This is a genomic window from Pseudomonas sp. NFR02 (assembly GCF_900119375.1).
GTDB lineage: Bacteria > Pseudomonadota > Gammaproteobacteria > Pseudomonadales > Pseudomonadaceae > Aquipseudomonas > Aquipseudomonas paracarnis.
Window position 1 is genome coordinate 610,185 of the sequence record NZ_FPJJ01000003.1, and the last position, 22,615, is coordinate 632,799.

Here is a 22,615-nt window from a genome sequence, read left to right on the forward strand (position 1 = left end):
TCAGCCGCCATGCACCCACCGCTGGTGCAACCAACGCGCTAACGCATCCAGCGCAAACCCCAGCACCCCAATCACCACCACCATCGCCATCAACTCCGAATACGCCAGGCGATCACGCGTATCGAGGATGTAATACCCCAGTCCCGCACTGACCCCAAGCATTTCGCAGGGCACCAGTACGATCCACAGGATGCCGATGGCCAGGCGCACGCCGGTCAGCACATGGCCGACGACGCCAGGAATGATCACCCGACGCAATGTCTCCCAACGCGTCGCGCTCAAGCTCTTGCTCAACTGCAACCAGCGCGGGTCGAGCTGACGCACGCCCGCTGCGGTGTTGAGCATGATCGGCCAGACAGCGGCAAAGGCCAGAAGGAAGTAGATAGGCTGATCGCCCACACCCATCAGCATCACCACGATCGGCATCCAGGACAGTGGTGAAATCATCCGCAGAAACTGGAACGCCGGCGTGGTCGCCGCCTCTAGGTTACGCGAACTGCCCACCAGCAACCCGAGGGGTACGCCTACCAACAACGCGATAAACAGCCCGACGAAAATACGCTTCAGGCTCACGGCGATATGCAGGTACAACTCACCCCGCCCGAGCAATTCCCACAAGCTGCTGGCGGTGGCCTCCAGGGAAAAGCGCGCCGATAGGCCATCAGCCTCGCCGAACACGTTCACGCCCAGCCACCACAGCACCAACAAACCCGCCAAGCCAATCAGCCCCAGCCACCAGCCGGGGATTCTGCTGTTGTTCAAACGCCGATCTCCTCGTGCCGCTCATAACCATCCGGCAAACCGAAGGTCTGCATGCCACCCACGGCTTCGATCGCGTTGCGCACGAAGCGGTCGTCCACCAGGTCCTTGGCCACGAAGGCAGGGTCCAGGCCTGCGAGAAACTTCTTGTCGCCTTCGATCAAGGTGTCCTTCAAGCGCCGCACCAGTTCTTCGGTGTAGCTGGGGAACGGGTACGGTTGGAAGTCGATGCGGTGCTCGTCCCAGTTGGCGTGCTGGATCGCGCCGTCGGCCACGTAGGAGGCGCGGTCGCTGGCCGCCGGCGCCAGGACTTTGCTCAACACCGGCTCGGCATGGGGCGTGTAACGGTTCGGGCCATCCTTGGACAGCAGCTTCACTGCCTCTTCACGGTTGTCGCGGGTCCACACCTGGGCCTTGACGATGGCGTTCACCACCTTCTGCGACCACTCCGGACGGTTGGCCAGGTCGTGCTCGTGCATGAACACCACGCAGCAGGCATGGTTTCGCCACACGTCACCCGTGAAGCGTTGCACGCGACCGACCCTGAGGTTTTCTGCCAAGGCATTGAACGGCTCGGCGACGATGTAGCCGTCGATGCGTTTGCTCGCCAAAGCCGGAGGCATGTCCGAGGGCGGCAACACGATCAGGTTGACCTCATTGGCAGCAATCGAACTGCCGGTGGCGCGGGTGACCGGCGTGAGGCCGTTATCGCGGAACAGTTGCTGCACCACCACGTTATGGATCGAGTACCAGAACGGAATCGCCACCGACTTACCGCCCAGTTGCTTCACGTCGGTAATGCCAGGGGATACGGTCAAGCCCGAACCGCCCACATGGTTCCATGCCACGACTTTGGCCGGGACCTTACTGCCGTAGCGCGCCCATACGGTCATTGGCGACAGCAGGTGTATCACGTTGACCTGGCCGGAGATAAACGCCTCGATCACCTGGGCCCAGCTACGCAACAACACCGGGCGCTCGGCCTTGATGCCTTCGGCTTCGAACAGGCCGTTGTTGTGGGCAACCAGCAGTGGCGTGGCGTCAGTGATGGGCAAGTAGCCGATGCGGACCGGCGCGTCGGGCTCATTGGCGGCGCGCGCCTGCAGGCTGCTCAACAGGGGCAAGGCGCCCGCGGCACTGAGCACGGCAGAGAGCTTGAGAAAGTCACGGCGCGAGTGGGTCAGGTCATCCAGACACATGGGTAAACTCCTGTTGTTCAAGGGGGTTGGGTTGAGGGCGGCTCGCCTGCCGTAAGGTTTTCAAAATCTCGATACGCAGCGCGCCAATGGCCTCGACCTGCTCTTCCCGAGGGTGCGGCAGGTCGATAGCCCACTCGCCCAACGTCCGCGCCGGGCGGTTACCCAGTAGCAGGATGCGGTCCGACAGCAACAGCGCTTCGTCGATGTCGTGGGTGATCAATACGGCCGCCGAGCCTTGCTCACGATTGACCTTGAGCAACAGGTGCTGCATATCGGCGCGAGTCACTTCATCGAGCGCGCCGAAGGGCTCGTCGAGCAGTAACACTTGTGGCTGACGCGCCAGGCAGCGGGCCAGTGCCGTGCGCTGTGCCATGCCACCGGACAATTGCGCCGGAAACTGCTGACGCGCAGGCTCCAGCCCCACCGCTGCAATGGCGTGGTCAACACGACGGCGGCGTTCTTCACCACTCAAGTGCGGTTGGCGAGCGAAATCCAGGCCGAAGGCAACGTTTTTTTCCAGGGTCAGCCAAGGCAACAGGCTCGGGTCTTGAAAAGCCACCACCACGCGCGGATGCGGGCCGCTCAACGGCTCGCCCAATACCTGCACGCGGCCAGCCTGAGGTGCCTGCAAGCCGGCTAGCACGCGCAGCAGGCTGGATTTGCCCACGCCGCTCGGGCCCAGGATCGACACCACTTCACCCGGTTGCAAGTGCAAGTCGAAGCCTTGCAACACCGGCCCGCTGCCATACCCCAGGCAAATGCCCTGGGCCGTCAATACCGCCTGGCTCATAGATTGGCCTGGCGGTGGAGCTCGGTACGCAGTTGCACCAGGCTGGGCGTTACGATCGGTACAAAGGCCGACTCGCGCCAGCGCCGGGCAAAGCCGCTGCCGTGGGCGGTCAGGTAGGCCTTGCCACCGCTGGCTTGCAGTTCAAGCTGCACAGCGCTGGCGGCGGTTTCGGCCAGCGCGATACGCAGCTTGAACAGCGGTATCGGCTCGGCGGTAAAGCGCCCGGCCAACAGCCCGCTTTTAAGCTCGCTGACCAGATGATCCAGGGTCACGCGCAGGGCTTCCAACTCGTCGCGCAACACGGTGCGACTGGCGCCCAAATGGTGGGCTACTTCAGCCAGGGAACGCCGCGCCAAACCAATCGACATGCCGCACTGCAAGCCTAGAAACGCCGGGCGTACCGCCGGTAAAAACTTGCGCGCATCCTCGTGCAGCAACCATTCGCGACTCAGCTCCACGCCTTCCAGGCCAAGCGCTGCGGTGTTGCTCGATTGCAGCCCGAGCAGCTCCAGGTCGCGGGAGCGCTGCAACCCGGCCACCGAATCCGGAATCGCCAGGATAAATGGCGCGCCGCCCCCTGCATGCTCGATGGCCGCCGCAGCGACAAAGCCATTCTTGCGCAAGTTGGTCACCCAGTGCAGGCGACCGTTGAGGGTCCAACCGTGGTCGTTGGGCTCGGCGCTGATCTGCAACGACTCGATACCCGACAGAAACTTCATCGCATTCGACAGCCCGGTGGCCCCAGCCAACTTGCCGCTGAGCAGGTCAGGCATCAGTTGCTCGCGCAGACGCTGATTGGGACTCTGCAGCAAGTACTCGATAAACGAGCGCTGGCCCCAGCACACAAACGCCGCCGCCAGGGAATGGCTGGCTACATTGGCGATGGCCTCGACCGCACCCGCCACGTCACCGCCCAGGCCGCCCAACTGGGTGGGTACACCGATTTTCAGAATATTGGCTTCTGCCATCCGCGGCAGCACTTCCTGTGGATCGCAACTGCCCACGTCCAGGGCCTGCGCTTGAACATCGAGCCAACGGCTCAAGATTGGGTCAAGCATTCATGTTTCTCCTTTTACAGCAGGTGGGCCAACGCCAAATCAGTTGGCCGGTTTTTCCCAACGGTATTGCGCCAGCTCCGGGTTCAGCGGGGTACGGGCAAACACGTTGGCGAAGTTGCACAGGGTTGCCAGGCTGACCCCCAGGATGACTTCCAGCGCGTGGCCGTCGGTGTAGCCGGCGGCGCGGAACGCCTCAAAGCCCGCGTCACTCACATCCCCACGGGTGGCGATCACCTCACGCGTAAAGGCGGCGAGTGTCTCATAGCGTGCGTCAGGCAACTCACCCCGGCGGCGCAAGGCCTCGATCACCTCCTCGGGCAGCTTCGCTTTGTTGCGGGCAACCGCGGTATGGCCAGCGACACAGAAATCACAACCGTGGCTGGTGGCGGCAATCAATTGCACCACTTCACGGTCGGCCAGGCTCAGTTCTGCCTTGGCATTCAAGCCGGAGACGGTGATGTAGGTTTCCAGCGCGGCCGGTGCGTTGGCCAGTACGCCCAGCAGGTTAGGAATAAAACCCGAGGCTTTGAGCGCGTTTTCCAGGAAGGGTTTGGCGGCTTCCGGTGCGGTTTCAGGCGTGAGCAACGGTACACGGGACATGAAGTGGACTCCTGTTGGGTTTCAATGCCCCAGTCTGTTGGTTCTAAAAAAAGCGCTCAATAGGCTAAAGTAGCGATTACTTGCTCTTGAGTCTTTCCATTAGATGAATTCGTCCGATGTACTTGTCGATTGGTTATTAGATAGCCTCGAACTCAACACCAGTTTGTTTCACGTCGGCCGTTATTGCGGTGACTGGCACGCGAGCACCCACGGCCTGGCACAGGCGAGCTTCCATTTGATTGTGCAAGGCGAATGCTGGCTGCATATCGACGGCGATCCAATGCCCCACCACCTGAATAATGGTGACGCGGTGTTTCTGCTGCGTGACTTTGCTTTTCGCCTGTCCGGCCAAGCCACGGCAGCCGGCGCCCAGGAGTGCCCACGCCGTGCGATGCTGCCCCTCGACAACACGGCCACCGACGGTGTGGGATTAGTCTGCGGTTTCTTTCACTTTCAATCCGGCTTGTCGACACTGATCGTCGACACCCTGCCCAGCTGGATCATCCTGCGCGCCGGCGACCCGTCGCTGACGGCCGCACGCAGCCTGTTCGAGTTGATCCTGCACGAATGCGCACGCACGCCAGCGCCCTCTTCCGCGCTGCTGGAGCGCCTGTGCCACCTGCTGTTCCTGTATGTATTGCGCCAGCAAGTACTCGACAACACCGAGCTTGGCGGCTTGGCGGCGCTGGGACGGGCACCGGCGTTTGCGCATTTGCTGGAACAATTGATCGCCCGCCCCGCCGAGCCCTGGAGCCTGGAAAGCATGGCGGCCTGTACCGGGTTGTCGCGCTCGGCGTTTTTCAAGCGCTTCAGCGAATTGTGCGGGCAGTCACCCGGGCAAGTACTGCTGATGATCCGCATGCGCCACGCCTGTGGGTTGCTCAAGGCGGACCAGACCGTGGCCGAGGTTTCGCTGGCAGCCGGGTATCAATCGGTGGCGGCGTTTACCCGAGCCTTTCATAAAGTTACCGGGCAACAGCCTGGCGCCTATCGCAGGGCGCAAGCCTAGCCTTGTAAACCGGTGCCGGGCCGGGCGCACAACTGCACCAGCCAATCGACGAACACCCGCACCCGCTGCGACAATTGCCGATGGGGCGGGTACAACGCAGTCAGCGCCATCTTCGGCACGGCCACATCAGGGAGCACCTGCACCAGGGTGCCCTCGGCCAGTTGGCGCAGGGCGTGATAACGAGGTGCCTGGATCAGCCCGTAGCCGGCTTCGCACGCAGCGAAGTAACCCGCGGAGCTGTTCACGGCAACCACTTTCGGCAGGTTGATCGGATGCAACTCGCTGCCCAGCAGAAATTCCAGGCCAAACCGTTTACCGCTGGCACTGGAAACATACTCGACCATTTGGTGACCCGCCAACTGCTCCAGGCAGGTGGGCGTGCCCATGCGTTCAAGGTACGCGGGGCTGGCCAGCGTCAGTTGTTCCATCATCGCCAAGGGCCGCGCCACCAGCGATTCGTCCAAGGCCGGACCGCCCCGCAACACACAATCGACGCCTTCGCGAATCAAATCCACTGGCCGGTCATTGAGGCCGATCTCCAACTCGATCTGTGGGTACAGCGCGGTGAACGTTGGCAAGGCCGGAATGACAATCAAGCTCCCAATGCCTGAGGGCATATCGATGCTCAAGATGCCCCGAGGGTTCTGGCGCCGCGTGGAGAACACCGCCTCGGTTTCCTCAAGATCGGTCAGCAACTGCACGCAACGTTGATAGTACGCCGCGCCATCCAGGGTCGGGCTGACGTGGCGCGTGGTGCGCTGCAGCAGTTGCACGCCGAGATGGGCCTCCAGTTGCTTGATCAGAATTGTCACGGAGGCGCGTGGCAATTGCAGGCTGTCGGCGGCCTTGGCAAACCCGCCCAACTCGACAATCCGAGTGAACACGCGCATGGCGTTAAAACGATCCAAGAGAATGCTCCCGTGGGAGATTGTTTAGATATTACGAACAGTGATAGCACTTTTAGCGGGTTTATCTGCATTTTTTCAAGGGTAACAATGGACCCCTCATCACCAGGAGCTTCCCTATGCACACTCGACAACTCGGTAAAAACGGCCCGCATGTATCTGCCATTGGCCTTGGCTGCATGGGCATGACCGACTTCTACACGCCCGGCAGCGATACCACCGAAGCCACCGCAACCTTGCACCGCGCCCTAGAGCTGGGCGTCAATTTTCTAGATACCGCTGACATGTACGGCCCGCACACCAATGAGCAACTGATCGGCAAGGCTATTGCCGGCAAGCGCGACCAGGTGTTCCTGGCCAGTAAATTCGGGATTGTGCGCGACCCTGCCAACCCCATAGTGCGCGGGGTGAATGGCCGGCCCGACTATATCCGCAACGCCATCGACGGCACCTTGCAACGCCTGGGGGTGGATACGCTGGACCTGTACTACCAGCACCGTATCGACCCCGACGTGGCCATCGAAGAAACCGTGGGTGCCATGGCCGACCTGATAAAACAGGGCAAGGTGCGCTACCTGGGCCTGAGCGAGGCGTCCGCCGCTACTCTGGAACGGGCGCATAAGGTCCATCCCATCAGCGCCCTGCAAAGTGAATATTCGCTATGGAGCCGCGACCAGCAAGACAATGGCTGCCTCGCGGCCTGCCAGCGCCTGGGCATCGCGTTTGTGCCGTACAGCCCACTGGGCCGAGGCTTTCTCACCGGCGCGTTGAAGAGCCCGGATGATTTCGGCGCCGATGATTACCGACGCTTCAGCCCGCGCTTTCAGGGTGAGAACTTTGCGAAAAACCTGCGGCTGGTAGAACAGGTCAAGACGCTGGCGGCAGACAAAGGTGTGACGGCCGGGCAACTGGCGCTGGCCTGGGTCTTGGCTCAAGGCGATTACATCATCCCGATTCCCGGCACCAAGCGGCGCACCTATCTGCAAGAGAATGTGGAGGCGCTGTCGATTTCTCTCAGCGCGGACGAACTGGCTGCGCTGGATGCGATCTTCCCTGCCGATGCAACCGCAGGCCTGCGTTACCCCAAGGACGTGCTGGCCATGCTGGATATCTAGTGCCTGCTGGGAGCCCTTGTCCGGGCCGTTCTCAGCGGGATTGACGAACGGCCTGCCGACGCCCGTGCAAAGCGCGGGCGTCAGACTATCCTCACAGCTCCTAGTGTAAAAACCGCCACACAGGAGGTGTGTCATGCACGCGACTGAGCATTCGGTCCGCTTGGAGCAGATCAGTCAGGAACGCTTCATCCACACGCCGATCGAGGCGGTTTATGACTATGTGACCCAGCCCGACCGCTGGCACGAGTGGCACCCCACTTCCCTTAGCGCCGACACCGGCAACACCGGCTCATTGCCGATCGGCACGCGCTTTACCGAAATCATCGACCTGCTGGGCATACGCGTCTCCATGAGTTACCGCGTACAAATCGCCCGCCGCCCCAGCGAGTTCAAAACCGTGTTCACCTCCCTGGCGGTTGATGGTTCCATTCATTACTACTTGCGCGCTCATCAGGGCGGCACGCTGTTCAAGCGGGTGCTGACTTATGAAACCGAACTGCAACTGGCGTCTTTGCACGAGCGCATGGTCGCGTTGTCGGCGATTGCGTTGGACCGGCTCAAGCAGCGACTGGAAAACCAGCGCTTCGTATAATTTAGAAACATTACAACGGCGTCACATTGCAAACATACCCGCAAAAGCAGGGAGAATGCCCGGCTTATCGCCGCGCCTTCAGTGAGACCCACGATGAAAACCCCATTGCGACTGGCCCTGCTCAGTGCCTTGTTCACCACTACCTTGGCCCAGGCCGCCGAGTTGATCCCCATCGACGTCCACCGCGACGCCAACTGCGGCTGCTGCAAAAAGTGGATCAGCCACTTGGAGAGCAACGGTTTCAAGGTCAACGACCACGTTGAAGCCAACATGAGCGCGGTGAAGCAGCGCCTGGGCGTCGCGCCACGGCTTGGCTCCTGCCACACCGCGGTCATCGACGGCAAATTCGTCGAAGGCCACGTACCCGCCGAGCAGGTCCTGGCCTTGCGCAAGCGCAACGACCTGCTGGGCCTTGCCGCACCGGGTATGCCCTTAGGCTCACCAGGGATGGAAGTGGACGGACGCAGCGAGGCCTATCAAATCATTGGCCTGACCCGAGACGGTAAAGATGTAGTGGTAGCGGACTACCCGGCTCACTGACCGGTGTTGATGGGTTACCTGGGGCTGTTCGTCGCGGCATTTGGCGCCGCGACGTTATTGCCCCTGCAATCGGAAGCCGTGTTGGTGGGCCTGCTGCTCAGCGGGCATTACAACCTATGGCTGCTGCTGGGCATCGCGACTTTGGGTAACGTGCTGGGCTCGCTGGTCAATTGGCTGCTGGGGCGCTCGGTGGAACGCTTCAAGGAACGGCGCTGGTTCCCGGTCAGCACCAGGCAGCTGGACAAGGCTCGCAGCCATTACACGCGCTGGGGGCATTGGACGTTGTTGCTCAGCTGGGTGCCGATCATTGGTGACCCGCTGACGTTGGTGGCTGGTGTGATGCGTGAGCCGTTGTGGCGTTTTTTGCTGTTGGTCAGCGTGGCCAAGAGTGCGCGGTATGCCGCGCTGACTGTACTCACCCTGCTCCACCTCTCTGCTCAATAATGACCACTTGTCGCCACTGTCAACCCTGACAGCTAGACATCCGCTGCTGCCCAGCGCCTCATCACTCTTGCCCATGCGCCCGCGATTACTAGGTGCGTCCCTTAGTGCAAGGAGTGTTGACCATGCCGACTGATCCCATTATCCCACCTGATAAAAGCCCTCAATCCCTTCCGACAGGGCAAAGGGTTCATGTTGACTTAGATGAGCCTTATTCAAGGTTTTCTAAAGTGGACATGACTCCTTTTCCTGACGAACCCTATGATTACGGACTAGGTATCCGCCAAGTAGTGCCTCATCTCACCATGCTGTTCGAGCGCTGGGCGACACTCAATCAGTTTGATGAATACCAGCTGTACACGGACAGGGATACGCTTCCGCTCGCCCGTGATTCAGTTATTTCGACCACAGAGGCTCGTTACCCGCTGCATGTACCTGAACACAATGTTCCTAGAGGCGAAGTCTTTATCAAAGGACGTGTCGTGCGTGTAGGCCCTGGCACCCCCAGCGATTCACCCGGGCAATTTATTTACGTCAAGACCACTCGCCCGGGCGGGGTCAGTAAAGACCCAGAACCGGGATTGCCCGGATGGCATGATGGGCTGACCATGGAGGTGGAGGGTTTTGCAGAAGGTGAGCCTATTAAGCCTGCTGATATCACCAATGGATTGTGGTGTGTCATACACCCGTATCTCCATATGCGCAGGAATGATCTTATCGATCTGCGGTGGGACGGTATCGAAGTTAAGCAGCGGTTGACCCAAGCCGACGTCAACGCCGGGGAAGTCAAAGTACATGTTCCGAAGGATATTATTACTCAGGGTAGCCTAAAAGGATCAATTACCATCAGGTACCGAGTGATCGACTTTGTGGAGAATATTTCTGGTGGTGAAAAATATCAGTTTTCCAAGCCGTACCAACTTATCAGTGAACTAGATCCCAACTTACGTAGCGCACCCGAGTTCCTCATAAATGGAACTGCGGCACCACAGGTAGATTTTGATAGAGATCACGCCTCGCAGTTCAGTGTGAAAGCACGCCCCGATGTGATCCCCCCTCCCATTCCGGCCCCCCGTCACCTCGTCACCGTTACCTTGAGGGCGACCCTGGCGGATGGCACGACGAAATCCTTCGTATTAGATAGCGTAGAAGACCAAAACATCGGCGAGACCATCACGTCGGTTCCCGCTGAAATCATCTTTGAAATTGTAGGAGGATCGTTCAACGCATCTTACGAATGGCGTGACAGCGCCGGCAACACACTCGGGCAATCAGCCAGCATCATGATCGTGGTGGTGGGCACGCCGGTAAGGATGCCGCCGCTCACCATCGAACCGATTGAGTTGGGGTTGATTGACCCTGATCATTACTGCGTAGCCCACATCCCCCACGACTACATTCCGTATGCGTTCGATTTATGGGAAACCTTAGTCATAGAGGAAGTCGTTGCCGGCGGTGGTGGCGCTTACTACGAGCAGGGCGAGTTGGCGGGCGAACCGGGTGGCACGCGATTGATCTCCCAAGCGGTACTACAAAGGTTCAGGGGGCGCAGCAATGTCGTTGCTTATTACCTGGTCGACGATGGCAAGGCAAAAAAACCGCCTGGCCTTGGCGTACTCACCGTTCGAAAATCCGTGGAGCTGGGCATCCAGGTCGGTGCACGCAACCCTACAATGCCGGTGGCACGGCTAGAGGGCAGCATTGGCAATAACATCAACCCAGAACATGTGATAGGGCCAACGGTACGGGTGATATTTACTTATACGGGCACCCAAGACAAAGACGTCCTTCACTACACCATACTGGGTTCCAAACCTGACGCCTCGCTCCATGGCACGATCAACATTAATACAGGCACAGAGGGCAAAGAACTGCCATTAGCGGTGCCGCGAGATATCGTTGACCGTAATAACGGCGGTACCCTGACTATCACCTACAGCCTGCTGCGCAAGGCTCCCCCCGAGCAAGTGCTACGCTCCGAGGTACTCAAGCTTACTGTGGGCGCTGGAATCAATTTGGGGCGTCCTGTTATTCGAGGCGCCTCTGTTTTCCCTGACCAACTGAACCCTCTGGCAGCGTTGAGCGGCACCCAGGTGATCATAAGATTCCCAATGCGCGACAACGAGGATATTTTTCTGGATTGGCTGACCGCTGACGGCACCGGCAGCACCACTGTAGCGGTCAAGGGTAACGCGACGACCCAGGAAGTTGAGGCGCCGATACCGGAGCGCATCATCGCCGAGGGAATCCGCGAGGCCAATCATCGAATAAGCGTGCAGTACCGTTTCTTGCGCGACGCAATTCCTTATGAGTCCGAGATCGTACCCCTGGATCTGCTGACGCTCACCGGGTTGCCCAATACCTATATCGAAGGTATCGGCGATGTGCCTGAACTCCAGCTCTCTCGGTTGACTGCCGGGGCGCGTACCATAACGCCCACTTGGCATTTTATTCATCCTGTTTGCATCGTCTGGCAAGACTTTTATGGCACCGACACGAATGGCCTTCCATTTCACACAAGCACCTATACCGGTGAACCTTTAGGTGAAGATGGCGCGTTAATCGGCTTGAACCGCCGCGCACCGGTAGAGCAATTACGTTTGCTGATGGACGGCTCGCCCCTCACGATTCAAGGTTGGGTGGCGTTGAGCGGTATCCCCGACATCACCAGGGCCATACCGCTTCCCACTAAAACCTATACCGTACGAGCGACCTATTTCAGTGATTTGACGAATTTCTTCAATTACGACCGCAATGGCTGGGAAAACATTCTCAACGCAAGAGGTGAGCTTGCGGTGGAAGGGGCTGAAAACATTTGTTGGCGTACCAGCAAAACTGCAGGTGAAACCGTGCAACCAGGTCTACAAAAAACCTACCTTGATCTGAAGGTAAACACGCGCTATGAGGTTAGTTTCTATTGCAAGGTTTCCGGCACGACTTCTATGACTACTGCACGCCTTGAGTTGGGAGCGATGAGCGCGACCAGGTCGGTGGAGCCGAATCGAAACTGGGCAAAGGTCAGCCATGTGTTCACTACACCCGCTGCTCCGCCCGTGCAAAATCTCACTGCCCGCCTTTCACTCTCAGTCGGGACCGCTGCTACGTTTATGGTGGATCAAATTGTCGTTCAGGAAACTTCCCTGGTGACATGAATACATGCGATGAGTAAATGAGAGGGGATGTTGAGAGGCAGTCGCACAGTGGCTGCCTCTTCTTTGGGTGTAAGCCGGTTGAACTCTTCCGGATGACTAATCGTTGCTTTCGGCTGATGGGTCGAAGTATTGGTTATCCACATTGCCACCCCATAACACATAGGTACCATCGGTGCGTCGCGCGGCAAATGAAGGGTCGTTATGAACGGGCCTTGGCGGTGGAGGGTTTCCAACATAAGGGAATCGTTTTATCGAGTACAATTCAACGACATTGCTGCGCACATAATCAGCCAACTCGGGAGGAATTTCACCCGCATCCTCCATCCGTAGAGTGGCGCCCCATACAGACACGGCCCCTTCCGTTCCCCCCTGGGTGGTAATCACCCCATAGGCCCCGTTGGTGCAGTAAACATCCCGTATGAGGCTGGCCATTAACGTTTGCCGCAGCGCAGCACTCATTTCGCCGCCAGACGTATGAAGGCCATGCAAAACAATCGCATTGGTCCTGCCGTCATCGTGGCGACTGAGTAAGAAAAAACTGTGATCATTGGCATATAAGCTGAGATGACCATCCACAATAATGGCTCTGGACGACACGTTTTTGTGTTGTCTCTGCGGCTCCTTGTTTGTGCCAGGCCGGGGCGGGTCACCTGGGACTGCATTAGCGCCGTTAAAGGCCGCCTCAAACTGCACTTTTACCTGAGGTGGTATCGGATCGCCCCCGAATCCGATGGCCCCCCACGCCTCGGCCTGACCCGATTGGTTAGCGATCACAAATGCCCAACGGTTGGCCGTGCAAAGAATGATATTGCCACGCAAGGCCAAGTTGGCCGCACCGTCAGACATGTTCCCGCCTTCACCCACTCTCCCCCAACTGACAGCAATGCGACGCCCTCGGGTGATGGCGCAGAAGGCTGTCGTTGCCGCGATCACCGATTCGATCCCGCCGTCATTGAGGATCTGACGCAATTGTTCAACGGGAATGGTGCCGCCGCCCGTCGTATGTCCCCATACAGCAAAATCGCCATCAGCGGTTATGGCACAGAAGGAAATAGCTGTCGCTACAATCCGGGTAATAAACATCGAGTTGAGCTGGTCCCGAACGGCGGGTGGTATCGTGCCGCCTTTGTTCGGATCACCCCACGCATACACACGGCCGTTCTGGGTTCGCACAGCAAAGGCGTCATCTGCCGCGTAAATAGCCAAGGGTGGGTCAAAGAGCAATGCTTGATGAATAGCATTGGGGATCGTGGCAATGGGATTATTTACTGGACCAATTGCGGCAATACGGTTGGCCCCGGCAGCGGGGTTACTATAAATAACAGCGAAGCCACTTCGGGTGCTGTAAACAGAGCGAATGCCCTGCAAGGGTGGCAACGTGGCGGGAACATCGCCCCCCCAACACAACAACTGGTTAGTACTTCCCAGCGGCACCAGCGCCGCGAAACTGCGTTCGGACGAGAACAACCGAACGGCCTTGTTATTTTTCAAAAAACTGATTATTTCGGGTGGAACCGGTAAGCCCCATCCATTTTGCCCTTTTAGATGAACATCGCCACTGGAGGGGTCAAGCAATGCAAAAACGCCGCCCGTGGAAACAAACAACCTGTCAGTGGGTTCGGGCACGTGAAATGAAAAATTACCGCGCTGTTTTAGATAACATGCTTCGTTTTCTTCATCAGAAATATTTTGAAAATCCGAATTTATTGGATAAAGCGGGGATTTAGCCTCTTCACCCAGCGCGCCGTCAGACGATACGGGAACCACCGAAAACTGTAGAAATTTCCCACCGTCCGCTGCTCTCAACTTTATGTCCAATTGCCCTTCGTCCGTCAGGCGTTCACCATTGATATACCAATAGAATTTAGACAATCCTTCTGGGCTACCCCCATTGCTGTTGTAAAGATAAAAACCATGTACGGTTGCGCCGACAAAAACATCCCCCACCACTTGAACATGAGTGGCCTCCGGGATCACAAGTTTAGCCTTGATTTTTTTCATAGCGTTCTCCAAGCACTTCATAGGGCGTAGTTGGATGTAACAATGAGAGGGTGCTTCGAATGCAAATCTTCGTTACAAAGACCAAGGTCGCTTGCAAATAACCCGCGCAAGCGCGGGTTATAAGGTTCATCCAAGCGGCTGTTTTTACGTATCGTGCTCCCGAGGGTCGTAATGTTGGTTTTTTACATTGCCGCCCCATAACACATAAGTGTCATCGGTGCGTCGCGCAGCAAACGAGGGATCGATGTGCACAGGTCTTGGTGGTGGCGGTGGAGGCGGTGGTGGAGGTGGCGGCCGAGGTGGAGGATCGGGCTGCTTCACATAGGGAAAACGCTTGATGGAATATAGCTCCACTACGTCACTGCGAACATGCTCGGCCAGTTCAGGCGGTATTTCTCCGGCATCCTCCATCGCCAGCGTAGCACCCCAGACTGAAACGGCCCCGACTGTGCCCCCCTGAGTGGTAATCACACCGTACGCCCCGTTGGTGCAGTACACGTCGCGGATCAAACTGGCCATCAATGTTTGCCGAAGTCCCTGGCTCATGACGGCCCCATGGCTAGGGTAGCCGTGCAGCACGATCGCATGAGTTCTTCCATCGTCGTGACGACTCAACAGAAAGAAACTGACATCGTTGGCATACACGCTGATATTGCCTTCCAGCACAATGGCGCGGGACGAAACGTTAGGGTGGTGCCTCGGCTTTTGCCCTTTGATAGGCGAGCGCTCTGGCTCCCCCGGCACGGCGAGAAGGTCCGTGGGCGATACGTTAGGATCCGCGCTGATCCTGAAGGCCTTCTCTATTTCCCGTTTCACGTTGTTGGGCAGTGGAGCACCACCATAAAGCGCTGCGCCCCACGACTCCGCCTGGCCGGAAGCATTGGCCATCAAGAAAGCCCAACGATTGGCCCTGCAAAGAATGATATTCCCACGAACAGCCAAGTCTGCCGCACCGGCCGACATGGTTCCGCCCTGGCCGGCCGCCCCCCAACTGTAGGCCCGACGAGGGTTTCGAGTGATGGCACAAAATGCGTTCTCGGCGGCAATCAGCGATTCAATGCCGCCCTCCTCAATAATTTTACCGTACTGGGCAACTGGGATGACGCCGCCACCACCGGGGTTCCCCCACGCTACGCAATCACCATTCTTGTCATCAATGGCGCAGAACGACATCGCCGTTGCCACAATCCGAGTGACAAACATTGCGTTGAGTCGTCTCCTGACGTCATCGGGGATGATGCCGCCGTTGTGAGGATGCCCCCAGGCGTAAACCTTACCGCCACTGGTTCGCACGGCAAATGCATCATCTGTCGCATAAATGGCCTCCGGTTGATCCCATACCAGCGCTGATTGAATCTCATCGGGCACAGTGGAAACGGGCCTGCCCACCGGACCGATGGCAGCGATTCGGTTACTGGCACCCTGAGGGTTGCTATAAATGATCGCGAATGCACTTCTTGTACTGTAGACCGACCGTATGCCTTGCAGCGGCGGAAGGGTTGGTGGAATGGTGGGCCCCCACATCAACAACTGGTTGGTACCGCCCAATGGAATGAGCGCCGCGAAACTCACCTCTGAAGAAAACAACTTGATTGCCTTGTTGTTTTTCAGAAAATTCACAATCTCCGGTGGCACCGGCAAACCCCAGCCTGTCTGACCTTCCAGATGAACGTCACCCGTATTAGGCTCGAGCAGCGCAAACACCCCGCCCGTCGAAACGAACAGCCGATCCGCAGGCTCCGGAACGTGAAAGGAAAAGTTGCCGCGCTGCTTCAGGAAGCACCACTCATTTTCATCGTCCGATATATTCTGAAAACCTGAAATTACTTTATAGGTTTCAGAAAATCGCTCCATACCTCGCGTACCGTCAGACGCAACAGGAATGACCGAAAACTGTAAGTACTTACCGCCATCAGCGGCTCTTAGTTTCAGGTCCAATTGGCCTTCTTTTTCAAGTCGTTCGCCATTGAGATGCCAATAAAACTCAGACAATCCCTCTGGGCTGCCACCGTTGTTGCTGTAGAGATAAAACCCCCGCACGGTAGCACTGACATGCACATCACCCAAAATCAGAACCTGGGTTGCTTCCGGTACAGTGTCGGTAGATTCAGTTATTTTCATAATACCCTCCAACTCGGCAGGTTAGGCACGTTGAAAGTCTTAAGACTTGACCGCGTTTGCGCCTACCGTTACAGACTCCAATAGGAGCCTCCTCCAGTCGTTTCGGATTTACGGTTTTGTGGGGTCAAGATGTTCATTCGGAACAAGCACCGTGCCTCCCCAATTGACCCATGTATCATTGCCAAGCCTTGCAGAGAAAGCGCCGTACCGACCAATATTTGGGTTATAGGGTGGCATCTGTTGGATGGAATAGAGCTCTTTAATCTCCGTTCGCAAATGCGGTTGGAGCAGATCAGGTATCTGCCCTGCTTCCTGCTGAGCATTATTGGCGCCGAACGCGACGACGGCCCCGGTGACCCCCCCCTGATTGGTGATCATTGCGTAGGCACCGTTCGTGCAATACACATCGGTGATTTGACTGGCCATCAACACTTGACGGGTCGCTGAAGGCATCGCCCCGCCAAACCCTGCATGGCCCCACGTAATCAAATCAATCGTTACACCACCACTGCCCTTGCTCGACAGAAAAAAACTCGAATCATTCGAGCTCAACGTGACATCGCCCAACTGAGTCACAAGATGGGTCAGACTGACGCGCTGCTTGCCGATGCTATGGCAGACACAGGCGGTGTCAGACGTGTGCGACCGCTGTGGATTTACATTTGCCACCTGCAATTTTTCGAACACAGCCCGCACACGCTCCTTCGCACCGCTGGCTTCAAGCACTTCACCCGCATCTACGACCGTGAACGACTCCTCTGAGTCCGCGGTGCCCTCGGCAGCGGGCGTGTTTCCGCCCATGCCATTGACGCCCCAGGCCGCAATACCGCCGCCATCGTTAACAATGCAAAACGCATATGCCGTACTTGCACACATCACGATGTAGCCGCGTGCGGCCAGTACCCGGGCCTCTTCGCTCATTACTCCACCATAGGGGCCGCCCCAACTCAACGCGGTTGCGCGTCGCTTGGTAATCACGACAAAAGAGTCACGATTGGCGACCACATGTTTTGCACCATCACCATCCAGGATTCTTTCCAAGTCAGCCGAGGAGATTGCACCACCACTGTTGGCCGGGCCCCAAGTTACCAAGGTGCTAACGGTAGGATCACCAATGCGTACCGCACCGATCGCGCAAAAAGCGCCTGCTGTGGCAACAATTCGGGTGACGTTTATCTGATCCAACTCTTTTCGCTTGTTCTGGTCGAAGGTACCTCCCGCTGCTGGGCTCCCCCACGCGTAAACCCGCCCGCTTTCGGTGAGAACCGCGAAAGCCGCCGCAGTACTGTAGATAGCCTTGGGTTGATCAAAGAAAAGAAACTTTTGTATCTCATCAGGTACCCCGCCGCCGTTGGCAACGCTGCCGAACGCACCAATCCTGTTTTTACCCGGCGGCGGATTATCATAAATCCAGGCAATTGCCGACTCATTGCAATACACGTATTTAATATTGCTCAAATCCAAATCATGTGGAATAGGCCCGATATTTCTTCCCCACAGGAGCAGTTGGTTTGCAGTGCCAACCACCGGCACCAACGCAGCAAAATCCCATGCGGTTGAAAACATCCGAGTGGCGGGGTTATTTTTCAGGTACTGAGCTATTTCTGCTGGCGGGATACCACCAGAATCGTTGCGGCCCTTCACAAAGATACTTTGTGTGGTACCACTCATCCACGCAAATGCGCCCGAAGTGGAGTTTACGAGTCGATCATTGGGTTCGTTTCGATACAAGGAAAAAGCACCGTACTGCTTAATGAAACTACTATTGCTTTCCTCTTCCGAAATGTTTTGATAGCCACTGACGATGGTTTTAACTTGCGAATACACTTCAATACCGCTAACCCCGGAAGCGGATACAGGTGTGACTGCAAATCGGACTTGTTGCCCAATCATACCTTGCTTAATAGTGAGGTCGAAATTGTCCGTAAGAGGCCCCGGGGTTTCACCCACATACCAGCGGCACAGTGACCGCCCTTCTTCCGTTTCTCCTCCTGTCGCATTGTATTTATAACTTCCGCGTACCGTGCCTCCGGGCATATTTTCGCCAATGATAGTGACATGGGTTGCGATGGGAACCGATAAAGTAGTTTTGCTCATGGTACTCTTCTCCAACGTTGCTTGACCCCACTAGTTGGCGCGTATTGACATAACCCGTCTACTGTCAGAAGTAACAGGTAAGTGCACCATCCGTCCGATTTCGGTGGCACGCTGCCAAGCGGCGCGCACCGATGATTAATCAAACGTTAATGCAGCAGACTCACCCTCTTCTTTTTATCTTTGGAGAAGCCCCATCGTGAATTTGCACACAGTTTCTCTCACAGGCCTGCTACTCGTTGGCGCAGCGCCGGCATTCGCCGAATCCCCCGCCTATGGTCCTGAACTCCAAGGCTTCCAATACCCCCACCCCCTCCAACACTTCGCCTTCCAATCCCAAGGCAAATCCCTGCAAATGGGCTACATGGACGTCCCCGCCACCGGTACTCCAAACGGTCGCAGCGTGGTGCTGATGCACGGCAAGAACTTCTGCGGCGCCACCTGGGAAGGTTCGATCAAGGCGCTGAGTGACGCCGGTTACCGCGTCATCGCCCCAGACCAGATCGGCTTTTGCACCTCCAGCAAGCCCGACCACTACCAGTACAGCTTCCAGCAACTGGCGACCAACACCCATCAACTGCTGGAAAAGCTCGGCATTCAAAAGGCCACGGTGATCGGCCATTCCACCGGCGGCATGCTCGCCACACGCTATGCGCTGATGTACCCCCAGCAAACCGAACAGTTGGGGCTGGTGAACCCCATTGGGCTGGAAGACTGGAAAGCCCTCGGCGTGCCTTACCAGAGCGTCGACCAGTGGTACCAGCGCGAGCTGAAACTGAGCGCCGACGGTGTACGCAACTATGAGCGAAACACCTATTACGTGGGGCGCTGGAAACCTGAATACGAGCGCTGGGTAGACATGCTCGCCGGCTTGAACAAAGGCCCGGGGCATCTTCAGGTTGCCTGGAACTCGGCGTTGATTTACGACATGATCTTCACCCAACCGGTGTACTACGAGTTCAAGGACTTGCAGGTGCCCACCCTCCTGCTGATCGGCACCAGCGACACCACCGCTATCGGCAAAGATGTGGCGCCGGCGGCGGTCAAGGCCAAAATTGGTCATTACGAGGTACTGGGCAAGCAGGTGGCCAAGCTGATTCCCCGCGCCACGTTGGTGGAGTTCCCCGGTCTGGGCCATGCACCGCAGATGGAAGAACCTGAGCAGTTTCATAAAGCCCTGTTGCAGGGGCTGAAGGCCCTTTAATTGCCACTTTTCGAGGTCCGCGTGCATGTCGATACAGATCGCAGTATTGGATGACTGGCAAAACGTGGCCAGCGACGTGGTGGATTGGTCGACGCTGGGCAGCGTAGGCAAGGTGCATTTTCTCCACGACTACCCCGCCGATACCGCCACCATGATCGAGCGCTTGAAAGGGTTCGAGGTGATTTGCCTGATGCGCGAACGCTCAACCTTTGACAAAGCCCTGCTGCAAGGGCTGCCCCAGCTCAAATTGCTGGTGACCGGCGGCATGCGTAATGCCGCCATCGACCTTCCCGCAGCCAACGCTCTGGGCATCCAGGTGTGCGGCACCGACAGCTATAAACACGCCGCACCGGAACTGACCTGGGCCTTGATCATGGCCTCTACACGCAGCCTGCTCGCCGAAGCCAACTCACTGCGTGCGGGCGGATGGCAGGTCGGTCTGGGCGGCGATCTGCATGGCAAGACCTTGGGCATTCTGGGGCTGGGCAGCATTGGCCAGAAAGTCGCAAAGTTCGCCCAGGTCTTTGGTATGCGGGTGATTGCCTGGAGTGAAAACCTCACACCGGAGCGTGCGGCTGAATCGGGCGTGACCTGGGTCAGCAAGCGCGAGCTGTTTGAGCAGGCGGATATTCTGACCATCCACCTGGTGCTCAGCGAGCGCAGCCGTGGCCTGGTGGATGCGCAAGCGTTGGGCTGGATGAAACCCACCGCGCGGCTGGTGAACACCGCACGCGGGCCGATTGTGGATGAGCAGGCGCTGGTGCAAGCGTTACGCAGCGGTCGTCTGGCCGGGGCGGCGCTGGATGTATATGCCCAGGAACCGCTGCCGGCTGACCATCCGTTTCGCCACTTGCCCAATCTACTGGCGACGCCACACGTGGGGTATGTGAGCGAGCAGAATTACCGGCAGTTCTATCAGCAGATGATCGAAGATATCCAAGCCTGGGCCAAGGGTGTGCCCATTCGCGGGCTCACCTGACGCACCACTTTAGTGCGTTATTTCACCCTGTCTTTTGATAGGAGCGAGCTTGCTCGCGAAAAACGCCAACGATAACGCGGTCATTCTGGTTTTACTCGGCGGCCTTTGGTTTTTCGCGAGCAAGCTCGCTCCTACAGAGGCAGGGCGGTATATCGATAAAAGTTTTTTGTCCTACAAAATCGGCTTGAAAACCCAGCAGGCGCTGGGATCTGTCCTAGACTCATGACCGATGGGTCCGTTCCAAAACAAAAACCCCGCAAAAAATCTAAACTTTCGAAACCTGCCGCTGGTCAAGTTTTAGGTAAGGGCGAGCACGCGCGCTTCAGGCCGAATGCCCGCTCATCCAATCTTTTTAAGCCGACGTTGCAACTGGCATACGCCTTGCCAGCTTGTATAGCGCTTGTGTGCCTGGCCGCAGGATGCGGTCACTCGGAGCCGATGGCAGCGGGCCATTAGCCAACCAACAGATGGGAGTGCATTATGATCAGTGCCGCAGTAGATACTCAGGGAGAGCGTTTTAGTCAGCCGGCAGGAGGGCCAAAGTCTTTGGCCGACCTGCCCAACACTGTGCGGCCGGTCGTGAGTCAGAATCCGAATCGAAAGAAAGTCTTGTTTGTCACCTCCGAGTTCGCGGACCTGGTGAAAACCGGTGGCCTGGGCGACGTCTCCGCTGCTCTGCCCCGCGCCATGGCTCACCTGCATGATGTGCGAGTACTCATTCCGGGTTACCCGCAAGTGATGGAAAGCGACAACCCGATTCATATCGTCGGTGAACTGGGCGGCCACGCTGCGTTGCCACCGTGCAAGATCGGGCGCATGGACCTCAAGGACGGCCTGGTCATCTACGTGCTGATCTGCCCCGAACTGTATGAGCGTGAAGGCACGCCCTACGGCGCCAACAATGGTCGCGACTGGCCAGACAACCATATCCGCTTCGCCCGTCTGGGCCTGGCCGCCGCCGACATGGCCGCCAACCTCGCGCAAATCCACTGGTGCCCGGACCTGGTGCATGCCCATGACTGGCCTGCGGGCCTGGCTCCGGCGTACATGCACTGGCGTGGGTCGCGCACGCCAACCCTGTTCACCATTCATAACCTGGCCTACCAGGGCGTGGTCAGCCTGGCCTCGACGCCAGAGCTGGGCATTCCGCCCCATGCCCTGCAACAAGAAGGCATGGAGTTCTACGGCAAGATGTCGTTTCTCAAGGCGGGCATGGCGTATTCCAGCCATATCACCACCGTGAGCGCCACCTACGCCCAGGAGATCACCACCCCGGAATTCGGTTGCGGCCTAGATGGATTCCTCGCCAGCAAGACCCAGCAAGGTCTGCTCAGCGGCATTCCCAACGGTATCGACGAAAGCTGGGAGACGTCCACCGACACGCATCTGATCCACAACTTCAATATCGGCGACTGGGAGGGCAAGGCTATCAACGCCGCCCATGTGCGCGAGTTGTTTGAGCTGCAGCCATCCACTGGCCCGCTGTTCGCTGTGGTCTCGCGCCTGGTCTACCAGAAAGGCCTGGACCTGACCGAAGCCGTCGCCAGTTTCATCGTCGAAAACGGCGGCCAGATTGCGATCATCGGCCGTGGCGAGCCGGAAGAAGAACAGGCCATGCGCGAATTGGCACTGCGCTTCCCGGGCCAGGTGGGGGTACGTATCGGCTTCAACGAGACCGATGCGCGCCGCATGTTCGCCGGCAGCGATTTCCTGCTGATGCCGTCACGCTATGAACCCTGCGGCCTGAGCCAGATGTATGCGCAGCGCTTCGGCTCGTTGCCGGTGGCGCGTAACACCGGCGGGCTGGCGGACACCATTGAGGATGGCGTCACCGGCTTCCTGTTCAATGAATCCACCGTGCAAAGCTACGAAGAGGCGCTGCGCCGCGCCTTCAAGGTGTTCGCCTTCCCCGGTCTGCTCAACGCCATGCGCAGCCGTGCCATGACCCAGCCGTTCAACTGGTGCCAGGCCGTGGAACCCTACGCCGAGCTCTATGAACGACTGGTGGCCAAGGCATTGGGAAAATCGAACAAGTAACGACTGGAACAACTAAGGG

General features: G+C 57.9%; 18 protein-coding genes. 9 read left to right on the forward strand and 9 right to left on the reverse strand.

Translation table 11 applies throughout. The annotated features are described in order from the left end of the window. The 5 genes from BT199_RS13010 to BT199_RS13030 are packed head-to-tail and all read right to left on the reverse strand — an operon-like array spanning position 1 to position 4,406. Complete coding sequence (locus BT199_RS13010) at positions 1–762, reverse strand: ABC transporter permease (RefSeq protein ID WP_032902405.1); 762 nt, start codon at positions 760–762, stop codon at positions 1–3. Then, on the reverse strand, positions 759–1,958 hold the full coding sequence (locus tag BT199_RS13015; RefSeq protein ID WP_072434620.1) for an ABC transporter substrate-binding protein: 1,200 nt from the start codon (positions 1,956–1,958) through the stop codon (positions 759–761). Before BT199_RS13015 ends, BT199_RS13010 begins: the two co-directional genes overlap by 4 nt. Continuing rightward, a complete protein-coding gene (locus BT199_RS13020) occupies positions 1,945–2,748 on the reverse strand; it encodes an ABC transporter ATP-binding protein (protein WP_014718595.1) in 804 nt (267 codons plus the stop codon). Before BT199_RS13020 ends, BT199_RS13015 begins: the two co-directional genes overlap by 14 nt. Further along, positions 2,745–3,806, reverse strand: coding sequence for an acyl-CoA dehydrogenase family protein (locus tag BT199_RS13025; protein ID WP_072434621.1), 1,062 nt, complete (start codon positions 3,804–3,806; stop codon positions 2,745–2,747). The genes BT199_RS13020 and BT199_RS13025 overlap by 4 nt, the downstream gene beginning before the upstream one ends. A 39-nt stretch (positions 3,807–3,845) precedes the next feature. Beyond that, positions 3,846–4,406 (reverse strand): carboxymuconolactone decarboxylase family protein, encoded by a 561-nt coding sequence (locus tag BT199_RS13030; RefSeq protein WP_032902407.1) that lies wholly within the window; start codon positions 4,404–4,406, stop codon positions 3,846–3,848. Positions 4,407–4,509: 103 nt separating this feature from the next. Between BT199_RS13030 and BT199_RS13035 the strand changes: the two genes are divergently transcribed. Next, positions 4,510–5,415, forward strand: a complete 906-nt coding sequence (locus tag BT199_RS13035) for an AraC family transcriptional regulator (RefSeq protein WP_058409931.1) — start codon at positions 4,510–4,512, stop codon at positions 5,413–5,415. Here BT199_RS13035 and BT199_RS13040 read toward each other — a convergent pair. Then, positions 5,412–6,323: a LysR family transcriptional regulator gene (locus BT199_RS13040; RefSeq protein ID WP_072434622.1), complete on the reverse strand. Its 912-nt coding sequence runs from the start codon at positions 6,321–6,323 to the stop codon at positions 5,412–5,414. The genes BT199_RS13035 and BT199_RS13040 overlap by 4 nt on opposite strands. Positions 6,324–6,439: 116 nt before the next feature. Here BT199_RS13040 and BT199_RS13045 point away from each other — a divergent pair, with 116 nt between their 5' ends. The 5 genes from BT199_RS13045 to BT199_RS13065 all read left to right on the forward strand — a co-directional run bounded on the left by BT199_RS13045 (position 6,440) and on the right by BT199_RS13065 (position 12,160). Next, positions 6,440–7,435 carry an aldo/keto reductase gene (locus BT199_RS13045; protein ID WP_072434623.1) on the forward strand — a complete coding sequence of 332 codons (996 nt, stop codon included), beginning with the start codon at positions 6,440–6,442 and terminating at the stop codon, positions 7,433–7,435. A 133-nt stretch (positions 7,436–7,568) separates the two neighbouring features. Beyond that, complete coding sequence (locus BT199_RS13050; protein ID WP_038450277.1) at positions 7,569–8,027, forward strand: SRPBCC family protein; 459 nt, start codon at positions 7,569–7,571, stop codon at positions 8,025–8,027. A gap of 93 nt (positions 8,028–8,120) precedes the next feature. Beyond that, positions 8,121–8,567 carry a DUF411 domain-containing protein gene (locus tag BT199_RS13055; protein WP_014718602.1) on the forward strand — a complete coding sequence of 149 codons (447 nt, stop codon included), beginning with the start codon at positions 8,121–8,123 and terminating at the stop codon, positions 8,565–8,567. 3 nt (positions 8,568–8,570) lie between these two features. Continuing rightward, positions 8,571–9,011: a YqaA family protein gene (locus tag BT199_RS13060; RefSeq protein WP_072434624.1), complete on the forward strand. Its 441-nt coding sequence runs from the start codon at positions 8,571–8,573 to the stop codon at positions 9,009–9,011. Positions 9,012–9,133: 122 nt separating this feature from the next. Continuing rightward, positions 9,134–12,160: a hypothetical protein gene (locus BT199_RS13065; RefSeq protein WP_072434625.1), complete on the forward strand. Its 3,027-nt coding sequence runs from the start codon at positions 9,134–9,136 to the stop codon at positions 12,158–12,160. A 96-nt stretch (positions 12,161–12,256) separates the two neighbouring features. On the opposite strand, the gene BT199_RS13070 is transcribed toward BT199_RS13065, so the two are convergent. From BT199_RS13070 to BT199_RS13080, 3 genes are all read right to left on the reverse strand, one after another. Further along, positions 12,257–14,161 carry an RCC1 domain-containing protein gene (locus BT199_RS13070; RefSeq protein ID WP_050587225.1) on the reverse strand — a complete coding sequence of 635 codons (1,905 nt, stop codon included), beginning with the start codon at positions 14,159–14,161 and terminating at the stop codon, positions 12,257–12,259. Between the two features lie 144 nt (positions 14,162–14,305). Further along, positions 14,306–16,282, reverse strand: a complete 1,977-nt coding sequence (locus BT199_RS13075; RefSeq protein WP_072434626.1) for an RCC1 domain-containing protein — start codon at positions 16,280–16,282, stop codon at positions 14,306–14,308. A gap of 108 nt (positions 16,283–16,390) precedes the next feature. Then, a complete protein-coding gene (locus tag BT199_RS13080; protein ID WP_072434627.1) occupies positions 16,391–18,379 on the reverse strand; it encodes an RCC1 domain-containing protein in 1,989 nt (662 codons plus the stop codon). A 196-nt stretch (positions 18,380–18,575) separates the two neighbouring features. Between BT199_RS13080 and BT199_RS13085 the strand changes: the two genes are divergently transcribed. The 3 genes from BT199_RS13085 (at position 18,576) to glgA (ending at position 22,596) form a co-directional block, all read left to right on the forward strand. After that, positions 18,576–19,580, forward strand: a complete 1,005-nt coding sequence (locus BT199_RS13085) for an alpha/beta fold hydrolase (protein ID WP_371914257.1) — start codon at positions 18,576–18,578, stop codon at positions 19,578–19,580. A gap of 25 nt (positions 19,581–19,605) precedes the next feature. Continuing rightward, positions 19,606–20,559 (forward strand): D-2-hydroxyacid dehydrogenase family protein, encoded by a 954-nt coding sequence (locus BT199_RS13090; protein WP_072434629.1) that lies wholly within the window; start codon positions 19,606–19,608, stop codon positions 20,557–20,559. A 480-nt stretch (positions 20,560–21,039) separates the two neighbouring features. Next, a complete protein-coding gene (glgA, locus tag BT199_RS13095) occupies positions 21,040–22,596 on the forward strand; it encodes a glycogen synthase GlgA (RefSeq protein WP_072434630.1) in 1,557 nt (518 codons plus the stop codon). The last annotated feature ends 19 nt before the right edge of the window (positions 22,597–22,615 follow it).

Excerpts from the sequence above, each read along its gene's own strand:
- BT199_RS13045 (WP_072434623.1), top strand. The coding sequence starts at position 6,440 with ATGCACACTCGACAACTCGGTAAAAACGGCCCGCATGTATCTGCCATT.
- BT199_RS13065 (WP_072434625.1), top strand. The coding sequence starts at position 9,134 with ATGCCGACTGATCCCATTATCCCACCTGATAAAAGCCCTCAATCCCTT.
- BT199_RS13055 (WP_014718602.1), top strand. The coding sequence starts at position 8,121 with ATGAAAACCCCATTGCGACTGGCCCTGCTCAGTGCCTTGTTCACCACT.
- glgA (WP_072434630.1), top strand. The coding sequence starts at position 21,040 with ATGATCAGTGCCGCAGTAGATACTCAGGGAGAGCGTTTTAGTCAGCCG.
- BT199_RS13075 (WP_072434626.1), bottom strand. The coding sequence starts at position 16,282 with ATGAAAATAACTGAATCTACCGACACTGTACCGGAAGCAACCCAGGTT.
- BT199_RS13070 (WP_050587225.1), bottom strand. The coding sequence starts at position 14,161 with ATGAAAAAAATCAAGGCTAAACTTGTGATCCCGGAGGCCACTCATGTT.
- BT199_RS13020 (WP_014718595.1), bottom strand. The coding sequence starts at position 2,748 with ATGAGCCAGGCGGTATTGACGGCCCAGGGCATTTGCCTGGGGTATGGC.
- BT199_RS13090 (WP_072434629.1), top strand. The coding sequence starts at position 19,606 with ATGTCGATACAGATCGCAGTATTGGATGACTGGCAAAACGTGGCCAGC.
- BT199_RS13035 (WP_058409931.1), top strand. The coding sequence starts at position 4,510 with ATGAATTCGTCCGATGTACTTGTCGATTGGTTATTAGATAGCCTCGAA.
- BT199_RS13015 (WP_072434620.1), bottom strand. The coding sequence starts at position 1,958 with ATGTGTCTGGATGACCTGACCCACTCGCGCCGTGACTTTCTCAAGCTC.
- BT199_RS13050 (WP_038450277.1), top strand. The coding sequence starts at position 7,569 with ATGCACGCGACTGAGCATTCGGTCCGCTTGGAGCAGATCAGTCAGGAA.
- BT199_RS13030 (WP_032902407.1), bottom strand. The coding sequence starts at position 4,406 with ATGTCCCGTGTACCGTTGCTCACGCCTGAAACCGCACCGGAAGCCGCC.
- BT199_RS13025 (WP_072434621.1), bottom strand. The coding sequence starts at position 3,806 with ATGCTTGACCCAATCTTGAGCCGTTGGCTCGATGTTCAAGCGCAGGCC.
- BT199_RS13080 (WP_072434627.1), bottom strand. The coding sequence starts at position 18,379 with ATGAGCAAAACTACTTTATCGGTTCCCATCGCAACCCATGTCACTATC.